Source organism: Paraglaciecola sp. IT1134 (genome assembly GCF_058068185.1).
Map to the genome: position 1 here is coordinate 2,168,969 of NZ_CM176486.1, position 17,059 is coordinate 2,186,027.

A 17,059-nucleotide genomic window follows, 5' to 3' on the forward strand; every position below is an offset into this window, starting at 1 on the left:
TTTAATGCGCGGGATTATACAGGAATGTAGTTTAACGTGGTAGCTATTGCGTTTGTTAAACTAAAGTACGTAAATTCATAACGTCCGACCATAATAAGTGTCTGATTAATTTACATATCACACTTTAAGCATTTTACATATGTTCATAAGCTACTGATAATAAATGTATTTTTTATTTGGCATATTTAATGCTTTAAATTCAGTAACAACAAATAAAATACCATTCTACCTTCAAAGCATTTATTACAAAGGAAAATAAATATGAATATAAAAATGTTAAAAGCGGCTTTTGCTGGTTTGGTTTTGTCTGTAAGTGGTTTGGCAAATGCTGGCCTAATTAATATTAAATACATTGAAATAGAAAATGCTCTTGATTTGAATCTGCAAGTTTCTGAATTTATCGCTTGGGGAACTGATACAAATACTGATTTAGCATTAACTGGAACTGCAACAGCAAGTGCAAATGATTATTATGACAACTCATGTAGTGGTAATTTTGCTGCTTGTGTATTAGACGGCTTAGGACCCTTGGATTTTCCAAACATCTATCATGGCGCTGGAGGTTCTACTACCTCATTATTAACAATAACTTTTACTGCAGCAAGTAATATAAGTTGGATAGAAATTCTTGGTCGGGATGGTTGTTGTTCAGAAAGAGATGTTTACAATATTAGATTTTTTGATGAACAAAGAACTCAATTATGGGCGGCTTCTGACCTTAGTGCAGCCAACAGTGCACATTCAACAGGTCGTGTTGAAGTCCCCGAGCCTACCACTCTTACAATCTTCGCATTAAGTATTATGGGCTTAGCATCACTTAGATTCAAAAAACAGTAATCTAATCTGTTTACACAACTATTTACTTATTAAAGATGAGTAAAACATAAAGCACCATATGTATGGTGCTTTATTATTGTCTGAAATTCATGATTTTTAACGTCAGCGGTTACTAAAACAAACATTCGACAACGTCTAACGCTAAGGAAGTGATACTTTATGTTATTAGATAAACCAAGGATATTTGACGACAGTTTATAGCGTGGTAAAGGGGGATTTAACTGCCTCTATTATTGGCGTGCTTCGTTAGTGCTGGAGTGCACCGTTAGAGTTTAGCTCGAGTGGTTAGTATGACTTATGAGCGTGAGCATTTGTAAATATCATTTGCTGTGTTTGTTTCATCATCAGGAACAGCTGAAAAATCATAGAATGCCCCGGAAAAAGGGGGCGGAGTAATTTTCCGAAAATAAGCTTTAAATCCCCTTTCAAAATCTTTTACAACCTGACGCTCAACCAGTACTCTGGCAAAATGCGCTCAGGTGGTTTGCCCCACGCCGACTAACTGTTTTGGCATCACGCAATACGTTTTCGATCTTGGTCATGGCTAATTTGTCTGACATTTTTTGCGCCCGGGCTTCTGGCTCTTGACTTTGACCGGCCAGACTTTGCAAAAATAGCGGATACTGGTAGTCCACATTCAGCCCCAGAATATCAATATTGACATTGTGCCAAACGTAGGTAGGCGTATCCCCCCCATTTTTATGGCGGTGTCTACCGTGATATTCGGTTTACTCCCGGGCATTTATGCTTTGGGTACGGGGCCAGATAGCATGTGTCGATTAGCTGCGCACATGGTCGCAGGCATATTCAGTGCTCTTTACTATTGTTAATTTTAGTGCCTGTTGTTTATATGCTTTGGCGGCAAATTCCAATAAAAAGTACTAAAGACACTAATACCAAACCTTAGATATCTAGACGTCCAAATGCTATGGTTTTTTGAACTTTCAAAGTGCGCTGAGTTTAACAGGTGTTAATACCAGTGCCATTTTTACATTATGGAGCGATTATGAAACTTGAGTCATTGGCATTGCATCACGGATACGAATCAGAGGCGACTACTAAAGCTGCAGCGGTTCCTATTTATCAAACCACCTCTTATACCTTTGATGATACTCAGCACGGTGCAGATTTATTTGATTTGAAAGTAGCGGGGAATATCTACACCCGTATTATGAACCCAACCACCGATGTGCTTGAACAACGCTTAGCTGCCATTGAAGGCGGAGTGGGTGCATTGGCTGTTGCCTCTGGAATGGCTGCCATCACTTACGCCATTCAAGCCTTAACCCAAGTGGGCGACAACATCGTTAGCACCAGCCAATTATATGGTGGTACCTACAATTTATTTGCTCATACTTTGCCCCGTCAAGGTGTTGAGGCACGCATGGCGGCCTCTGATGATTTCGCCGGTTTAGAAGCTCTCATTGATGACAATACCAAGGCACTATTTTGTGAGTCTATCGGTAACCCCGCTGGCAATATTGTTGATCTTCAACGTTTAGCCGACATAGCACATAAACATGGCGTGCCACTGATAGTGGATAATACCGTCGCCACACCCGTATTGTGCCGGGCTTTTGAGCATGGCGCCGATATTGTTATTCATTCACTGACCAAATACATTGGCGGCCATGGCACTACTATAGGTGGCGTAATCATCGATTCAGGTAAGTTTGATTGGGTGGCTAATAAAAAACGTTTTGCCATACTTAACGAGCCTGATCCTTCTTACCACGGCGTGGTATATACCGAAGCCTTTGGACCAGCCGCCTATATTGGTCGTTGCCGGGTAGTACCCTTGCGTAATACTGGTGCGGCACTTTCTCCGCAAAGTGCGTTTTTGCTATTACAAGGCTTAGAAACCCTTAGTCTTCGCATGGAGCGCCATTGCAGCAATGCCCTAACTTTGGCTCAGTACCTTGAGCAACATCCCAAGATCAGTTGGGTCAACTATGCGGCTTTGCCAAACAGTCCCGATCACGCCAATTGTCAAAAAATCACTGGCGGTAAAGCCTCTGGGATCATTAGTTTTGGTATCAAAACCGACTCACCTGAGCAAAGTAAGGTGGCCGGAGGCCACTTTATCGACGCCCTGCAAATGATTTTACGTTTGGTGAATATCGGCGATGCAAAGTCTTTAGCCTGTCACCCAGCAAGCACCACACACCGCCAATTAAGCCCGCAAGAATTGGCTAAAGCTGGCGTATCGGAGGACCTAGTGCGGATTTCGGTAGGCATTGAGCACATTGACGATATTATCGCCGATGTCAGTCAAGCCCTAGACAAAGCAAGCGCGTAATTACCCCACAAATTCAACGCCATCCGCAGATGGCGTTGAAAATATACCTATCTTACTGATTAATAATGCCTTTACGCCATCTGCGTATCAAAAGAATCAACGCCATTTATGATCTATAAAACAGACCTGGATTGTGACAATACTGACGTAACGTAACGTTACGTAGCTGGCAGGTTGTTATTGAGGGGGGAAAACAGGGACTAATTGCTTGACGAATTTAGCGAACTAAGCCCCCAGCCAAAGGCTTGTTGGGGTGGCGCGCATATGGGTGTAGTAAGTTAGGTGATGGCGAAGCTTTTTTATCTTGGTTTGACAGAATTGTCCAAATCACCGCAAAGACGGCAATTCGCACATTTTGTTTGTTACATGTTACATGTTACATGTTTCATAGTCAGTGAATTCGATTGGTTATGATGCTTATAGCAACCTCACCTATGAATCATGCGAGCCTTATTTTTATTCCCATGAGATCCAAAGCGGTAGTTTCATCGGCTATCACCCCACAGATTTTTGTTCCTACAGGTTTTCAGGCACATAAATCGGCGTTATGTCTTCGGACTTCAGTCGCTTGGCTAACATCATGGCATCGCGTTTATCGGTTTTGATTTGATTGCCTGACTTTATACAGATAAATGATGGCGCCACCATATAACAACAGTGACCTAAGCTGGTGAGTAAAAGGAAAATCCAATAACTATTCCTGAATTCGTTACCATTATCAAATGCATTTAAACAAGATAATTCAAGAATAGTTAAAATTGTAATAGCAACGCTATTACAATTACTTGTCCTAGATCAGTGCTTTACCACCCAGTGAATATAAAGTGAACTGGTTATAACGTAAGAAGAATTTCACAAAGGGGTTCGTAATGAGTCACAAAATACCTAAAAAATTAGTATTATTGGGCTCCTCACTGGGTTTACTGTTTTATACAGGAATAACTCAAGGTGAGGACATTAACCAAGGCAAGAACTCATATGCTCAAAACTGTCAAGCATGCCATCAACCCACTGGTAAAGGTTTAACGGGTGCGTTCCCACCTTTAGCCGGTAACGATAATCTAAAGAATAATAAAACGTATATCATTAAAACCATTTTAGCAGGTAAGTCCGGACCACTAGAAGTTAACGGGCAAAAATACAATTCCATTATGCCATCTATGCAACATTTGGCAGATGATGAAATCGCAAAAATAAGTAACTACGTCCTAAACTCATGGGGTAATGACATGGGTAAAGTTTCTGTTTCAGACGTTAAAAATATACGTAAAAAAGAGCACAAAGAAGACCGGGCGCAAGGTGAACCACACCCTGGAACAAGCGCTGCCGTAGCGCACTATAGAGCGGGTTCTTCGCCTATAGAAAATGCTAAGCAAGTAATATCTCCTGGTGCACCAAATATGACCGAAGACGAATTTGCGTATGCCCAACAAACATACTTCCAACGATGTGCTGGTTGCCATGGTGTTTTACGAAAAGGAGCTACGGGCTTACCATTAACGACCGATATTACGCAAAAGAAAGGTACTCAATATTTAAAATCTTTAATTGCATTTGGGTCACCTGGTGGCATGCCAAATTGGGGAACTTCAGGCGAATTGAACGATAGTCAAATCGATATTATGGCGCGCTTTTTACAACATGAACCACCAATACCTCCAGAGTGGGGTATGCGAGAAATGAAAAACAGTTGGAAAGTTGTGGTAAAACCTGAAGTTCGCCTCAAAAAACCTGAACATAACTACAACATTGATAATATTTTTGCAGTAACACTAAGAGATGCCGGCGAAGTTGCCATTATTGATGGCGATAGTAAAAAAGTATTAAATTACGTGCCGACTGGATACGCCGTTCATATATCAAGAGCATCTAGTTCAGGACGCTATTTCACCACTATCGGTCGTGACGGGAAAATAGACTTAATCGATTTGTATATGAAAAAACCCGATGTGGTTGCAACAATTAAAATAGGACTTGAAGCTCGTTCAGTCGAAAACTCACGTTACAAAGGTTACGAAGACAAAATCGCCATAGCGGGTGCATACTGGCCTCCACACTTTGTATTAATGGATGGTGAAACTCTAGAGCCTAAGAAAATTGTCTCTACTCGTGGCATGACCGTGGATACTCAAGAATATCACCCAGAACCTCGTGTCGCCGCTATCGTTGGATCACATAAGCACCCAGAATTTATTGTTAACGTTAAAGAAACAGGGCAAATCAAATTAGTGGATTACTCAGATATTGATAATTTACAAATTACCACGATTGACGCAGCACCATTTCTACATGACGGTGGTTGGGATAGTTCTCGTCGCTACTTTATGACTGCAGCGAATGAGAATGACACAATTGTAGTGGTCGATGCTGAAGAACGTAAATTAGAAGCACTAATCCCAGTGGATCGCATCCCGCATCCAGGGCGAGGTGCAAATTTTGTAGATCCTAAATATGGTCCAGTTTGGGCAACTAGTGCCTTAGGTAATGAAAACATCACGTTAATTGGAACCGACCCTGAGAATCACAAAGATCAAGCTTTCAAGGTTGTACGTATTCTCAAAGGACAAGGTGGAGGGTCACTATTCGTTAAAACTCATCCTAAATCAAAAAACCTATGGGTTGATAGCCCGTTAAATCCAGACCCTTCTATCAGTCAATCAGTTGCCGTGTTCGATATCAATGACCTTGATGCAGGATACAAAACACTTCCTATTGCACAGTGGGCAGATTTAGGCACTGGGCCAAAACGCATCGTTCAACCCGAATATAACAAAGCAGGTGATGAAGTATGGTTCTCTGTATGGAGTGGCATGAAAGAGCAGTCTGCTATTGTTATCGTCGATGACAAAACACGTAAATTAATACATGTCATTAAAGGTGAGAAAATTGTAACGCCTACGGGAAAATTTAATAACTACAATACTCGAAATGAAGTGTATTAAGGTCACTATACTAGTATGCATAAACCTTATTTATTGGTAGCAATATTGCTTGCAGGAGTGCTACCAACAACGCACGCCTCTGAGCAAGACAATGATATCAATACGGATATGCAAGAAGAACCTATTGAGATAATTAGCATCATTGCCAACCGGCAGCCCCGCAATATTTCTCAGGTTGCCGGTAGTGTCACCATCATTAATCAAGAAACTATTCAGCAAAACATTGCTTTGAGCATTGAGGATATAGTTCGTTATCAACCTGGAATAGAAGTCGACAGCAGTAGCACTCGATTTGGTAGCAATGGTTTTAGAATTCGAGGAATTGGCGGTAATCGAACGCTTACCGTTATTGATAGTATTCCCGTGTCGGATAACTTTTCAGTGGGTAACTTTAGTAACTCTGGAAGAGGATTAATCGAACTTAACCTAGTTAACAACGTAGAAGTTTTGAGAGGCCCAGCATCTACCTTATACGGCAGTAAAGCACTCGGTGGCGTGGTTGCGGTTAAATTGTTAGATGCTAGTGATATACTCTATGACTCTGATAGTAACCATAGACTAAATCTTGCTTACAATTCTGACAGAAACCGTTTTGCGACAACAATTGGGAGCGCCTTTTCTAGCAAAAACACAGAAACATTATTGGCAGTTGCTTATCAGCAAGGTCAAGAAACTAAACCTGCATATGTTCCTGTTGGAACCGTACTTGACTCACAAGATAATAATAACCGCGCGTTATTGTTTAGAACCTCTTATCTAAGTGACTATGGTAGATTCCGATTAACGCTTAATCGTCAGATTGAAAATCGTGATACTGATATTAAAGCTATGCTTGGCACTGGACGCTTACGTAATACCAACAAACTATTGGCAGACGATAAGTTAACGCAAAACCGCTTGGTTGTTGATCATAGTTTTGAAAAGTTAGGTATTATAGACCGTGGCAGTTGGCGATTATGGCATCAGCAGACAGAAACAGAACAGTACACTTATGAAGAACGATTAACGGCAGTAAGGCCTATCAGTTTGTGGCGTGATTTTAACTTTTCACACAAATCAACAGGATTAGCAGCTGATTTTGAATCAACCTTTACCTTGAGTGATATAAAACATCGTTTGGGTTACGGTTTCGAATTAATTAAGAACCAAGTGTCTGATGTGCGTAATGCTGAACAAACAAATCTCATCACGTCAGAAACCACCAATACATTGTTGGGTGAAAATTTTCCGTTAAGGGACTTTCCGCAATCCAACGTCAATGAGTATGGCATATACTTACATGATGAAATATCGTTGTTACAGGACCGATTAATCATTAGTCTTGGGATCAGATTTGAGCATTATGCGCTGCAACCAAAATCAGACCGCTTATTTGACCAAGCATTTCCAAACGCACAAAAAACAGCGTTAACTACAAATTATTACTTACCTAAATTAGGATTGCTTTACGCAATTACAGACAGCGCAGAATGGTTTGCACAATATGCAAAAGGGTATCGTTCACCGCCTTTTTCTGATGTAAATATTGGTCTTTATTATCCACAATTCAACATTATTGCGATTTCAAATCCAGACCTTAAACCTGAAAAAGGTAATACGTTTGAAACTGGATTAAGATGGCGTAGTAAAGATACCCAGTTTTCAATATCGCTATTTCATAATCGTTATAAAGATTTCATCCAAAGTAGAGCGCCTATAGGAGTTGATCCAGATACAGGAAATTTATTATTTCAGTCAATTAATCGTGATCAAGTTGTGATTAAAGGCAGTGAAATACAGCTAAAACATTTTTGGACGAATAATATTTCAACAAATATTAATTTAGCTTGGATGCAGGGTAAAGACGACAAAAAAAAACAACATTTGGCTTCTATTACACCGCCATCTGCTACGGTAGAGCTTAATTATTATTCTGAGTCTTCTTTGTGGCAAACCCGGTTATTAGGTACCTTTAGTCAATCTCAAAAAAACATACAAGATAATGAAGAGCCTTTATTTTCTGCTCCCGGTTATACTCGATGGGATATCTTGACGCAATGGTATTTGAGTGACTCTATGAATATTAATTTTGCTATTTACAACATTACTGATAAAAACTATTGGCAGAATAGCAACATTTTGGGTTTTACTGAAGGTGACCCGACGCTCCCGCTTCTTGCCGATGCTGGCCTAAGTGCGGCGATTAGCTTAAATTATTCCTTTTAGTTATTGTTATATTGGGTGATGAGATGGACGCTCCCTAATATGGCGTCAATGCGCCAAAATAGTTGTGTTGACCAAACTATTTACATAAAGAGCGTCCAACATGAAGTTTAAAAAAATTTGCGTAGATTTGGCAAAAAATGTCTTTCAGGTTTATGGTGTGAATGAGTACATCAAGGCGCAGTTTAATAAAATACTTAAGGTAATCTGTTGCTTGACTTTATGCGTCAACAAGCCTCTATTACCGTCGTTATGGAGGCCTGCTACTCATCTCATTATTGGCCGTAAGATAGCGAAGCTTGGTCATGAGAATAAGCTAATTCCCGCCCAACATGTCACGCCTTTTGTGCGTGGTAACAAGAATGATGATAATGACACCTTGGGAAATCCATAGGCGAGCCAACGCGCGCATATCCGTTTTTATGCCAATGAAAACCGAGCAGCGACAAGAAATCAACTGTTTGCGCCGTATTCGAGAGCGTTTAATCAAAAATTGCAATCCTGATAACGTGGCATTGAAGATATTCAATGTGCCTTGTTCGACCAATGCTATCTGAAATTGCCGCAAATCCTCTGATGTCGTTTGTGCAGGCGAAGGTTTGAGGTACTTGGCAAGCTTCGCCACCGCTCGAATATAGCCAACCTGGGTTTTAGGCCTGAGTTTACACATATTCATATCGTCTATCATGCGTTGACGAACGGGACTAACGGTTTGAATAAGTTAAATCGTAACAATACTCCTTGTGAGTTAAGGGCGAAATGCCCTTTATTAAGCTTAGAAGCGGGTCTGTAAGTGTGGGATTTTTACGAGGTCCAAAATAGCAACCCTACGGGCGAGAGCGGTTTAGTTCATTGGCACGAATACGCCATAGGCTGTCCTACTGATGCGAGTGCTCAACGTACAATTTTTTTATCGTTCAAATACTACTTCCGTGCTGAAAACGGATATTTAACACCGCGCTTACCAGCGAATGTGGAGCATAGCGGGACAGGCTTATTTTAAACTTTATGAAAAGGAAAATTATTATACTTAAACTAGGGAGTAATAGGCATCGATGTAAGAACTAATGGCTGCAGATCTGATTCAAAGACTCCCCCTTTACGCTGGCGACAAGATACTTCAATATTTTGGTGCGTCGAAGATCATTTTTTTAGATTTTTTATCAATTACTGACATTGGTAGAACGCTGCGTATAATCGCGCGTTTGGTGGCTGAATCACTGATCCACCTATTAGATTGATTGAACCAGCGTTTGTGCCTTTGGGCGCAAGCGCACCTAAATTGGATTGACTTATGCCGACCTTATTACTGTCCATGTTTTCGTTACTGTTGTCGGCCGCCATTTTGTTGGTGGGCCATGGCCTGCAGCTTACCCTGGTGCCCCTTTATGCTGTAAGCCTGGCATGGGAACCGTCGCAGATAGGTTTTATAGGTTCGAGTTATTTTCTCGGCTTCGTATTGGGCTGCCTGACTGTACCCCAGCTTGTGGCGCGGGTCGGTCATATCAGGGTGTTTACGGTACTGATTGCGCTTACTACTGCGTCGCTGATGCTTATTGGCCTGGTGGAGCATTTCGCACTTTGGCTGGCGGCACGCTGCCTGACGGGTTGGGCGTTGGCGGGGATTTATATGGTGATCGAAAGCTGGCTCAACGACAAGACTACGGTTGAACATCGGGGCGGTGTCTTGTCGGTGTATATTATCATTACGCTGTTAGCTATCTGTGTGGGTCAATTGTTAGTAGGCTTTGATCTTGGGTTTGAAGGGCTGTTCATGTTGGCGGCTGGGCTGCTGGTGCTTGGTATCGTACCTATTGGGCTAACCACAAGCCCAGTACCTCATCCAATTCCGGCCGTGCGCTTTAGTTTTAGTCGTATCTTCGCTGTGTCCCAGGTCGCGATGGTCGGCGCTTTCTTCGGTGGACTGGTAACCGGTGGTTTCTGGGCGCTAGGCCCAGTAGTGGCCAATGCTAATCAGCTGAGCGCGGGGCAGGTGGGTATTTTCATGGCTGTAACGATACTCGGGGGGACCGCGTTGCAGTTTCCAGTGGGTCGCCTGTCAGATCGCATCGATCGTCGCTTTGTGATTACTGGTTTGGCGGTACTGGCGGTTTGCACCAGTGTTGTGGCTATTCTGCTGGACAGTCGCAGTCCCGGGTTTATCTACATCACTATGTTCGCGTTAGGGGGCTTGACCTTTCCGTTGTATTCGCTGTGTTTGGCTCATGCCAATGACAATACCGACTTATCCATAATGGAAGTGGGCAGCGGTGTGCTAATGATGAACAGCATCGGCAGTATTATCGGCCCGCTAATCGTCTCTTTTCTGCTTAGTTACACCCATCACGCTTTGTTTATCGTGTCAGGGACTGCCTTGTCACTGCTGGCCTGCTGGACTCTCTATCGAATTCGGTTCCACGACGTGACGCGAGATCACTATGCGCCGTTTGTCAGCATGCGCAACACAACGCAGGAGATAGTTGAGGTGGGTCTTGAGGGCGAGGAGCAGCGTAGCGCTACCTAAGCGTCAAGACTTTGTGAAACCACTAACGCGTCATCAAACTCGATACCCAAATATCTGACGGTACTTTCACGTTTGCGGTGATCTATCAATAATTGACACGTTAATTTTTTTTCTTGTAAATCAACGAAAGCTTGATTCTGCGTACGAGTGTGCCTTGTTGGTCAAATCCTCGCTACCCAAGGGTTGGACTTAACTAAGCAGCCCGCGTCCTAATGGGCATACCGAGTCATGATTTTTTTCACTGTATCGTTTCTTGGATGGTCATCCTTCCAATACTCAGCGTTGTTTCTTGGTGCAATAGTCGTCTTGCAACCTTTGCGCTAAAGCAGTTTGGTTTGACAACCTGTGGTGGATCTCTCTACCTAGTTTTGGACTCGTAGGTCTCACTCCCCAATTGCCCGCCTATCTGGTTGGCTACGTAGCGCACTCGCTCACTTAATACCACCTGGCTGTGGTGACATAAATACAAAGTCTGGTGCACAGGGTGGGTCAAACTGTGCAGCCGGATTTTGTTTTGCCCAACAAAAGCCTTAGCGGCGAGCAGTGGCAATACCGTAAAGCCTAACCCTCGGCTAACTGGTTCTAAGATTAAGTTTATCTGGTTAGAAAAACCTTGGTGCTTAAACTGATCAGGGTGTTCGAATTGCGGGAAATTTTTGCCCAGTAAACCCTGGCAATGGTAATTACCATCGGGATGGGAAATAAAGCCAAGTCTTACCAGGGTGTTCCAGCTGACTTGCTCAACTGCCCGGGGCGTGACTAACACTAAGGCTTCACTGGCAATCGGTCTGCATAAGACCTGAGCGGTTTCGCTTGGCTGGGTCATTATGCCCAGATCAAACTCACGCTGGGCAATATCACGCTCTATACTTTTATTCGGGGCGAATACGTGGTCGATGGTTAATTGCGGATAGTGTTGTTGGATGTCGAGTAAAAAAGGGTACAATTTTAAGCCCACACTACCCGGGGTGGCGATACTTACCCGGCCACTGTAAGGCTCATCCTGCTTAATATCTTGTTCTAATTGCTGGGCGGTGCGTAATAATTGCTGGCCCTGTAGATGCAATACTTTACCGGCTTCGGTTAAGGTAAATGATTTTCCGTCTCGCACCAATAAGGACGTGGTTAGTTGCTGCTCTAACTTTTTAACTTGCTGGCTCACCCCCGACTGGGTCATATGTAACAAATGTGCGGTGCGGGTAAAGTGCCCCGTGTCACATAAGGTGCAGAATGTTTGCAACCAAACTGGGTTCATCATTACGTTTTGTACTTAATTTGATTTTAAATGATAATTTTTCATACTTTATCATGACAGTTAAGCTGTCGTCACTGAATCGTTATCTAAACAACCTTGAGAGTCACAATGTCTAAGCCTTATCCCCGCACGTTTTCACATATAGGTATATCCGTTCCCGATTTATCTAAAGCCGTGGAATTCTACACCCAAGTTTTGGGCTGGTATTTAATTATGCAACCTACGGAAATAGTCGAAGACGACAGCCCCATTGGTCTGATGTGTACCGATGTATTTGGTGATAACTGGGGTAAATTCAAAATTGCTCATCTGTCTACCGGTGACCGGGTAGGGGTCGAGTTATTCGAATTTCCCCAACAGGAAAATCCAGAGAATAACTTTGAATACTGGAAGACCGGGGTGTTTCACTTCTGCGTACAAGATCCTAATCTAGAAGAGCTGGTCGAGGTTATCGTTGCCGCCGGTGGCAAAAAGCGGATGCCAGAGCCACGTTACTATTACCCGGGTGAGAAACCTTATCGGATGATCTACATGGAAGACCCATTCGGTAATATTCTGGAGATTTATAGCCACAGCTATGAACTGACATACGCCGCTGGGGCATACTAAACCCAAGGCCCTGCATGATGCGGCATGGCCGAGCTAAACCGCTGAAAGTAAGGGGCTAATAAAATTGCCCCTACCTATTCTTGCCAATGCTCGAATCGTTCTAACAAAAAATTAATCGCCAACCGGGCTTTTGCCGGTAAAAAGTGGTGATTGGCGTAGACTATCCAGGTGGCAATATCTTTGTTCCAGTAAGGGGCTAAAATAGTTTGCAAGCTGCCATCGTCCAGCGCTCCGGCAAAACTAGAACGGGGTAAATAGGCTATACCCAAACCACGTTTACAGGCTTTTACTATGCTTCTACCGCTGTTGGAACGCCAGCGGCCCTCAAGTTTGATCGCTAAACTTCGTTCCGCCTGATTAAAATACCAAGTATCATTGTTAGTTAATAAGCAATGATGCTGAGGTAGTTCACTGGGAAAGATTGGGGTACCGTGTTGCGCCAGGTATTCATGGCTGGCAGCGGCAACCAGTGAGCGGTCGGTTAACTTGCGGGCGATCAAATTTGAATCTTGCATGGGGCCATAACGAATTGAAAAATCGAAGGCTTCATCGACAAAATTAACCATGCGTGAGTTAAAGTCCATTTCTACAGACAGACCCGGATGCAGTTGGGCAAACTCGATTAATAGTGGCGCAATATGCTCTTCGGCAAATTCGCCGGCGGCCGATACTTTAAGTATCCCAGTTAATTCTACCTGAGTATCAAACAGGGTCTCGTTGGCTTCTTGTAAGCCATACACTAGCACCTTGCAGTGGGTAAAATAGGCCCGGCCTGCATCGGTCAGGCGCACAGTACGGGTACTGCGGGCTAAAAGTGAGACACCAAGTTCTGCTTCCAATGCCGCCACCTTGCGGCTTACATGGGAAACGTTAACCTTTAATTTACGTGCCGCCGCCGAAAACCCCTGAGTTTCAGCCACAGCGACAAATTCAATGATCCCATTAAACGATACCGCCATATACTTACCTGTCTAGATAAAATAAAAATGATTGTCGCATATATGCAATAATCATTTGCATATTAAGGGGATTATCTTTGATATTGCTAGGTATTATACTGACCCTCGTTCAAATCCAATCACTTTTTGTTTATTTAAATAAGGATGAGTAAAATGAAGAATGTTTTAATTTTAGTAACCAATCATGCGACTCTCGGCGATACCGATGAAGCCAACGGCACTTACGCACCTGAATTGACCCATGCGGTACATGAGTTTAAACAAGCGGGTTTTAGCTATCAGATTGCTTCCATCAAAGGTGGTGCTGCACCACTCTACGGTGAAGACACTGAAGATGACGAGGTCAATGCACAGATGTTTAAGGATCAAGACTTTACCCAGAAAATTGCCCATACAGCAAAAGCCGCTGATATTGATCCGAATAACTTTGATGCGGTCTTCTACCCCGGTGGCTTTGGATTATTATCCGACTTGGCCGACGATCAAAATGTGGCCAAATTGACCGCCAGTATTTTCGAAAAAGGCGCGGTAGTGGGCGCGGTATGCCATGGCCCAGCTGGGTTATTACCAATAAAATTATCCAATGGCAAATATTTGATTGAAGATATTACGGTGACCGGCTTTACCCGTGAAGAAGAAGTGGAATATGACACCATCAATAAAATCCCCTTCTTGTTGGAAGAAGCCTTGACCCGTAAAGCCGGGCAATACACCAAAATTGCACCTTGGGGAGTCAATGTGATCAAACAAGATAGGGTGATAACCGGGCAAAATCCGGCGTCAGCCGGCGCGGTAGGCCAAGCCATCGTAGAGCGAGTTAACCGCTAGATATTATAAGCAACAGTCATTAAAAATACCTGCATACTGGTAAGCAGCCACGGCCTAAAATTGTTTAGACCGTGGTTTTTTTATTTTTTATCGATATAAAACTTATCGTAAAAGGTATAAACCCAATGTGGTTTGTAGATAATCATCAAGGTCATCGTCATACCATTTAACATGCCTTCCGGGAATAGTAGCAGCCATATAAGGACCAAATAATTGTCATCTATAGTTAACCAATCGTATTGATTGTCGACAAAAAAATAGCCTCCTAACAGATACATTTTTATGGCTATCATCATAGCCCCCGGTAAAAATGCGCAGATGAAAATGTACACAAATACATGCCGGCTTAATTTATGAAAAGCAAAACTGTAAATCAAATAACTTAATGTCAGGGGCACAGTTACCCCAATCAAACCATTGACACCAAACATGCTCCAGCTTTCTTTGCCAATAATAGTGACACCCAATAATGCTAGCAGTGCACTGACCATTGCCCAGCGAAAGCCCAATACCAATAGTAGGGCCGTTAACCATAAAAAATGCACGTTCAGTCCCGGGTAGATCCCGGCACGAAATATCCATAAGAAAAATACACTGGCGGCACAACCAAATACCAGGTGTTGGATTTTTTTATCATGGGTAATACTATGGTAAGAAAGGGTTCTAAATATAAAAAACAGGCAGGTAATATAGCCCGCCCAAGCAACATATTGTAGATTGGTGGTGTATTCTAACACGCCTTGGCTCCAGGCTAATCTTGACAGCTATACACGGCCCAAATTGGCGCATGATCTGACGGTTTGTCTGTGCCGCGCAGATCATAATCGATACCGGCGCTGGTTAATTTGGCATGTAATCCTGAGGTCGCTAAAATAAGGTCAATGCGCAGCCCCCTATTGTCTAAAAAGCCTTTGGAGCGATAATCAAACCAACTGAAGTGCTCGTTAGTGTCGGGGTACAGCGCACGGAAACTGTCACTAAAGCCCCAGCTGACCAAGTGGTTAAGCCACTCCCGCTCTTCGGGTAAGAAACTGCATTTTCCCGTTTGTAACCAGCGTTTACGATTCGCTTCACCTATGCCTATATCCAAGTCAGTATGCGAAATATTCACATCACCCATCACTACTACATTGTCTGTAGGGCTATGAAATTTCGTTAAATAGGCTGATAAATCCTGATAGAACTTACGTTTGGCTGGGTATTTAGTTTCGTGTGCCTGGTTTTCTCCCTGGGGGAAATAGCCATTTAGTACGCGTAAATTTTCACCGTTGGGTAACGGGTAACTGACCATGATCATACGTCTTTGGGCGTCTTCATCGTCACCGGGGAAGCCGTATTGCACGTCTGTTGGTTCATTTTTACATAACATGGCGACGCCATAATGACCTTTTTGACCGTGAAAATACACCTTGTAACCCATAGCTTCTACGTCCTCCACCGGAAACATATCGTTGTGTACCTTAATTTCCTGTAGACCTATGATGTCTGGTTGATGTTTGTCGATAAGCGCCTGAAGTTGATGAAGGCGAGCGCGTATTCCATTGATATTGAATGAGATTATTTTCATAAGAAACCAAGAGTAAAATGCAGGAAAAGTAAGGCAACCATATTAGCAGACCGGGCAATTAGTTTACTAGGGAGTTTGCTAGCGAAATACTGGATTGTGCCTAATCCTGTGTCTACTGACAGTGGCTGATGAGGCAAAATAAGAGTCCAGGGATGAGACGTTAAGTTGCAGGCTCACTTGTATTGAGTCTGTAGCCTACGCCTTTAACCGTTAATATCCACTGAGGATGATCTGGATCCCGTTCCACTTTTTTACGTAAAAGATGCATATATTGATACAAGTCAGATTTATTCGCTCGTCGTGTATTTGGCCATAATTGTTCAATTATTTTTTCAGTACTACACACATGCTCACGGACATCGGCCAATAACATGAATAATTTAAATTCCTTGCCGGTTAATGCCAGATTTTGCCCATTTCGATGCACCGTTTGGCTGTTTTTGTCAATTTCAAATTGACCTAAACTAAATCGTTCGTCATCTAATTTAGCACCGTTACAATAGTCACTATTGTGATCATTCGAAGCGAGATTATACGCTGCAGATAGCGATCGCCTATCGGGTACTGCTCGTCGGTTCTTGTTTCGTCTCTCACTATAAATATTTTGTGTACCAATAATAAACTGCGTTATGTAACTATCCAATTGTGTTAATAAATCAACATCTTTAAAGTGTTTCACCCACGAAAGGCTAGGATTAAATGCATTGTCGTGTTGATTGTGAACCGCGCAAATCGTGATCCCGTACTCTGCATTGACCTGTTTAAGTGACTCGAAATGAGATTTCATCAGTAACGGAGATAACGAGCGTAAGTCGATGATGATAACTCGAAAAATCCTATCAGCGTTGTTAACGAATAATGGTTTAGAGCTTGATACACTGCGAAAAAAAAAGTTATTGGCCACACTATAGCCAGTTAATAAGCCAATGAGAAAACTATCATTTGATATTATCAGCATGCCGTTCTGTGATTGAGCGCAGGTCATAGCTCCATCCTTTAACAATGCATAATCAGACGGCTTTTACTCGCCACAATCA

General features: G+C 42.7%; 14 protein-coding genes and 1 pseudogene. 7 read left to right on the forward strand and 8 right to left on the reverse strand.

Features of this window, described 5'->3' with window-relative positions:
- Positions 1-261: 261 nt before the first annotated feature.
- Positions 262-837, forward strand: coding sequence for a PEP-CTERM sorting domain-containing protein (locus AC3RV5_RS09490; RefSeq protein ID WP_489731677.1), 576 nt, complete (start codon positions 262-264; stop codon positions 835-837).
- 449 nt (positions 838-1,286) lie between these two features.
- Here AC3RV5_RS09490 and AC3RV5_RS09495 read toward each other — a convergent pair whose 3' ends face one another.
- Positions 1,287-1,472: a hypothetical protein gene (locus tag AC3RV5_RS09495; RefSeq protein ID WP_489731678.1), complete on the reverse strand. Its 186-nt coding sequence runs from the start codon at positions 1,470-1,472 to the stop codon at positions 1,287-1,289.
- A 371-nt stretch (positions 1,473-1,843) separates the two neighbouring features.
- Between AC3RV5_RS09495 and AC3RV5_RS09500 the strand changes: the two genes are divergently transcribed.
- Positions 1,844-3,136: an O-acetylhomoserine aminocarboxypropyltransferase/cysteine synthase family protein gene (locus AC3RV5_RS09500; protein WP_489731679.1), complete on the forward strand. Its 1,293-nt coding sequence runs from the start codon at positions 1,844-1,846 to the stop codon at positions 3,134-3,136.
- Positions 3,137-3,661: 525 nt separating this feature from the next.
- On the opposite strand, the pseudogene AC3RV5_RS09505 reads toward AC3RV5_RS09500, so the two are convergent.
- Positions 3,662-3,829, reverse strand: a pseudogene (locus AC3RV5_RS09505) (IS110 family transposase); the annotation flags it as partial.
- 176 nt (positions 3,830-4,005) lie between these two features.
- On the opposite strand from AC3RV5_RS09505, the gene AC3RV5_RS09510 reads away from it, so the two are divergent.
- Positions 4,006-6,078: a cytochrome D1 domain-containing protein gene (locus AC3RV5_RS09510; RefSeq protein WP_489731680.1), complete on the forward strand. Its 2,073-nt coding sequence runs from the start codon at positions 4,006-4,008 to the stop codon at positions 6,076-6,078.
- Positions 6,079-6,093: 15 nt separating this feature from the next.
- Positions 6,094-8,283 carry a TonB-dependent hemoglobin/transferrin/lactoferrin family receptor gene (locus tag AC3RV5_RS09515; RefSeq protein ID WP_489731681.1) on the forward strand — a complete coding sequence of 730 codons (2,190 nt, stop codon included), beginning with the start codon at positions 6,094-6,096 and terminating at the stop codon, positions 8,281-8,283.
- A 313-nt stretch (positions 8,284-8,596) separates the two neighbouring features.
- On the opposite strand, the gene AC3RV5_RS09520 is transcribed toward AC3RV5_RS09515, so the two are convergent.
- A complete protein-coding gene (locus tag AC3RV5_RS09520) occupies positions 8,597-8,956 on the reverse strand; it encodes a phage integrase N-terminal SAM-like domain-containing protein (RefSeq protein WP_489731682.1) in 360 nt (119 codons plus the stop codon).
- Between the two features lie 618 nt (positions 8,957-9,574).
- Here AC3RV5_RS09520 and AC3RV5_RS09525 point away from each other — a divergent pair.
- On the forward strand, positions 9,575-10,804 hold the full coding sequence (locus AC3RV5_RS09525; protein WP_489731683.1) for an MFS transporter: 1,230 nt from the start codon (positions 9,575-9,577) through the stop codon (positions 10,802-10,804).
- Positions 10,805-11,162: 358 nt separating this feature from the next.
- On the opposite strand, the gene AC3RV5_RS09530 is transcribed toward AC3RV5_RS09525, so the two are convergent.
- On the reverse strand, positions 11,163-12,062 hold the full coding sequence (locus AC3RV5_RS09530; protein WP_489731684.1) for a LysR family transcriptional regulator: 900 nt from the start codon (positions 12,060-12,062) through the stop codon (positions 11,163-11,165).
- 105 nt (positions 12,063-12,167) lie between these two features.
- On the opposite strand from AC3RV5_RS09530, the gene AC3RV5_RS09535 reads away from it, so the two are divergent.
- Positions 12,168-12,668, forward strand: coding sequence for a lactoylglutathione lyase family protein (locus AC3RV5_RS09535; RefSeq protein ID WP_489731685.1), 501 nt, complete (start codon positions 12,168-12,170; stop codon positions 12,666-12,668).
- A 74-nt stretch (positions 12,669-12,742) separates the two neighbouring features.
- On the opposite strand, the gene AC3RV5_RS09540 is transcribed toward AC3RV5_RS09535, so the two are convergent.
- Positions 12,743-13,627, reverse strand: coding sequence for a LysR family transcriptional regulator (locus tag AC3RV5_RS09540; protein WP_489731686.1), 885 nt, complete (start codon positions 13,625-13,627; stop codon positions 12,743-12,745).
- Positions 13,628-13,780: 153 nt separating this feature from the next.
- Here AC3RV5_RS09540 and AC3RV5_RS09545 point away from each other — a divergent pair, with 153 nt between their 5' ends.
- Complete coding sequence (locus AC3RV5_RS09545) at positions 13,781-14,455, forward strand: type 1 glutamine amidotransferase domain-containing protein (RefSeq protein WP_489731687.1); 675 nt, start codon at positions 13,781-13,783, stop codon at positions 14,453-14,455.
- An 80-nt stretch (positions 14,456-14,535) separates the two neighbouring features.
- On the opposite strand, the gene AC3RV5_RS09550 is transcribed toward AC3RV5_RS09545, so the two are convergent.
- From AC3RV5_RS09550 to AC3RV5_RS09560, 3 genes are all read right to left on the reverse strand, one after another.
- The gene (locus tag AC3RV5_RS09550; protein ID WP_489731688.1) at positions 14,536-15,192 is read right to left on the reverse strand and encodes an energy-coupling factor ABC transporter permease; all 657 of its coding nucleotides are present in this window, start codon (positions 15,190-15,192) and stop codon (positions 14,536-14,538) included.
- A 14-nt stretch (positions 15,193-15,206) separates the two neighbouring features.
- On the reverse strand, positions 15,207-16,022 hold the full coding sequence (gene xthA / locus AC3RV5_RS09555; protein ID WP_489731689.1) for an exodeoxyribonuclease III: 816 nt from the start codon (positions 16,020-16,022) through the stop codon (positions 15,207-15,209).
- Positions 16,023-16,182: 160 nt separating this feature from the next.
- Positions 16,183-17,007, reverse strand: coding sequence for a winged helix-turn-helix domain-containing protein (locus AC3RV5_RS09560; RefSeq protein ID WP_489731690.1), 825 nt, complete (start codon positions 17,005-17,007; stop codon positions 16,183-16,185).
- Between the last annotated feature and the right edge of the window lie 52 nt (positions 17,008-17,059).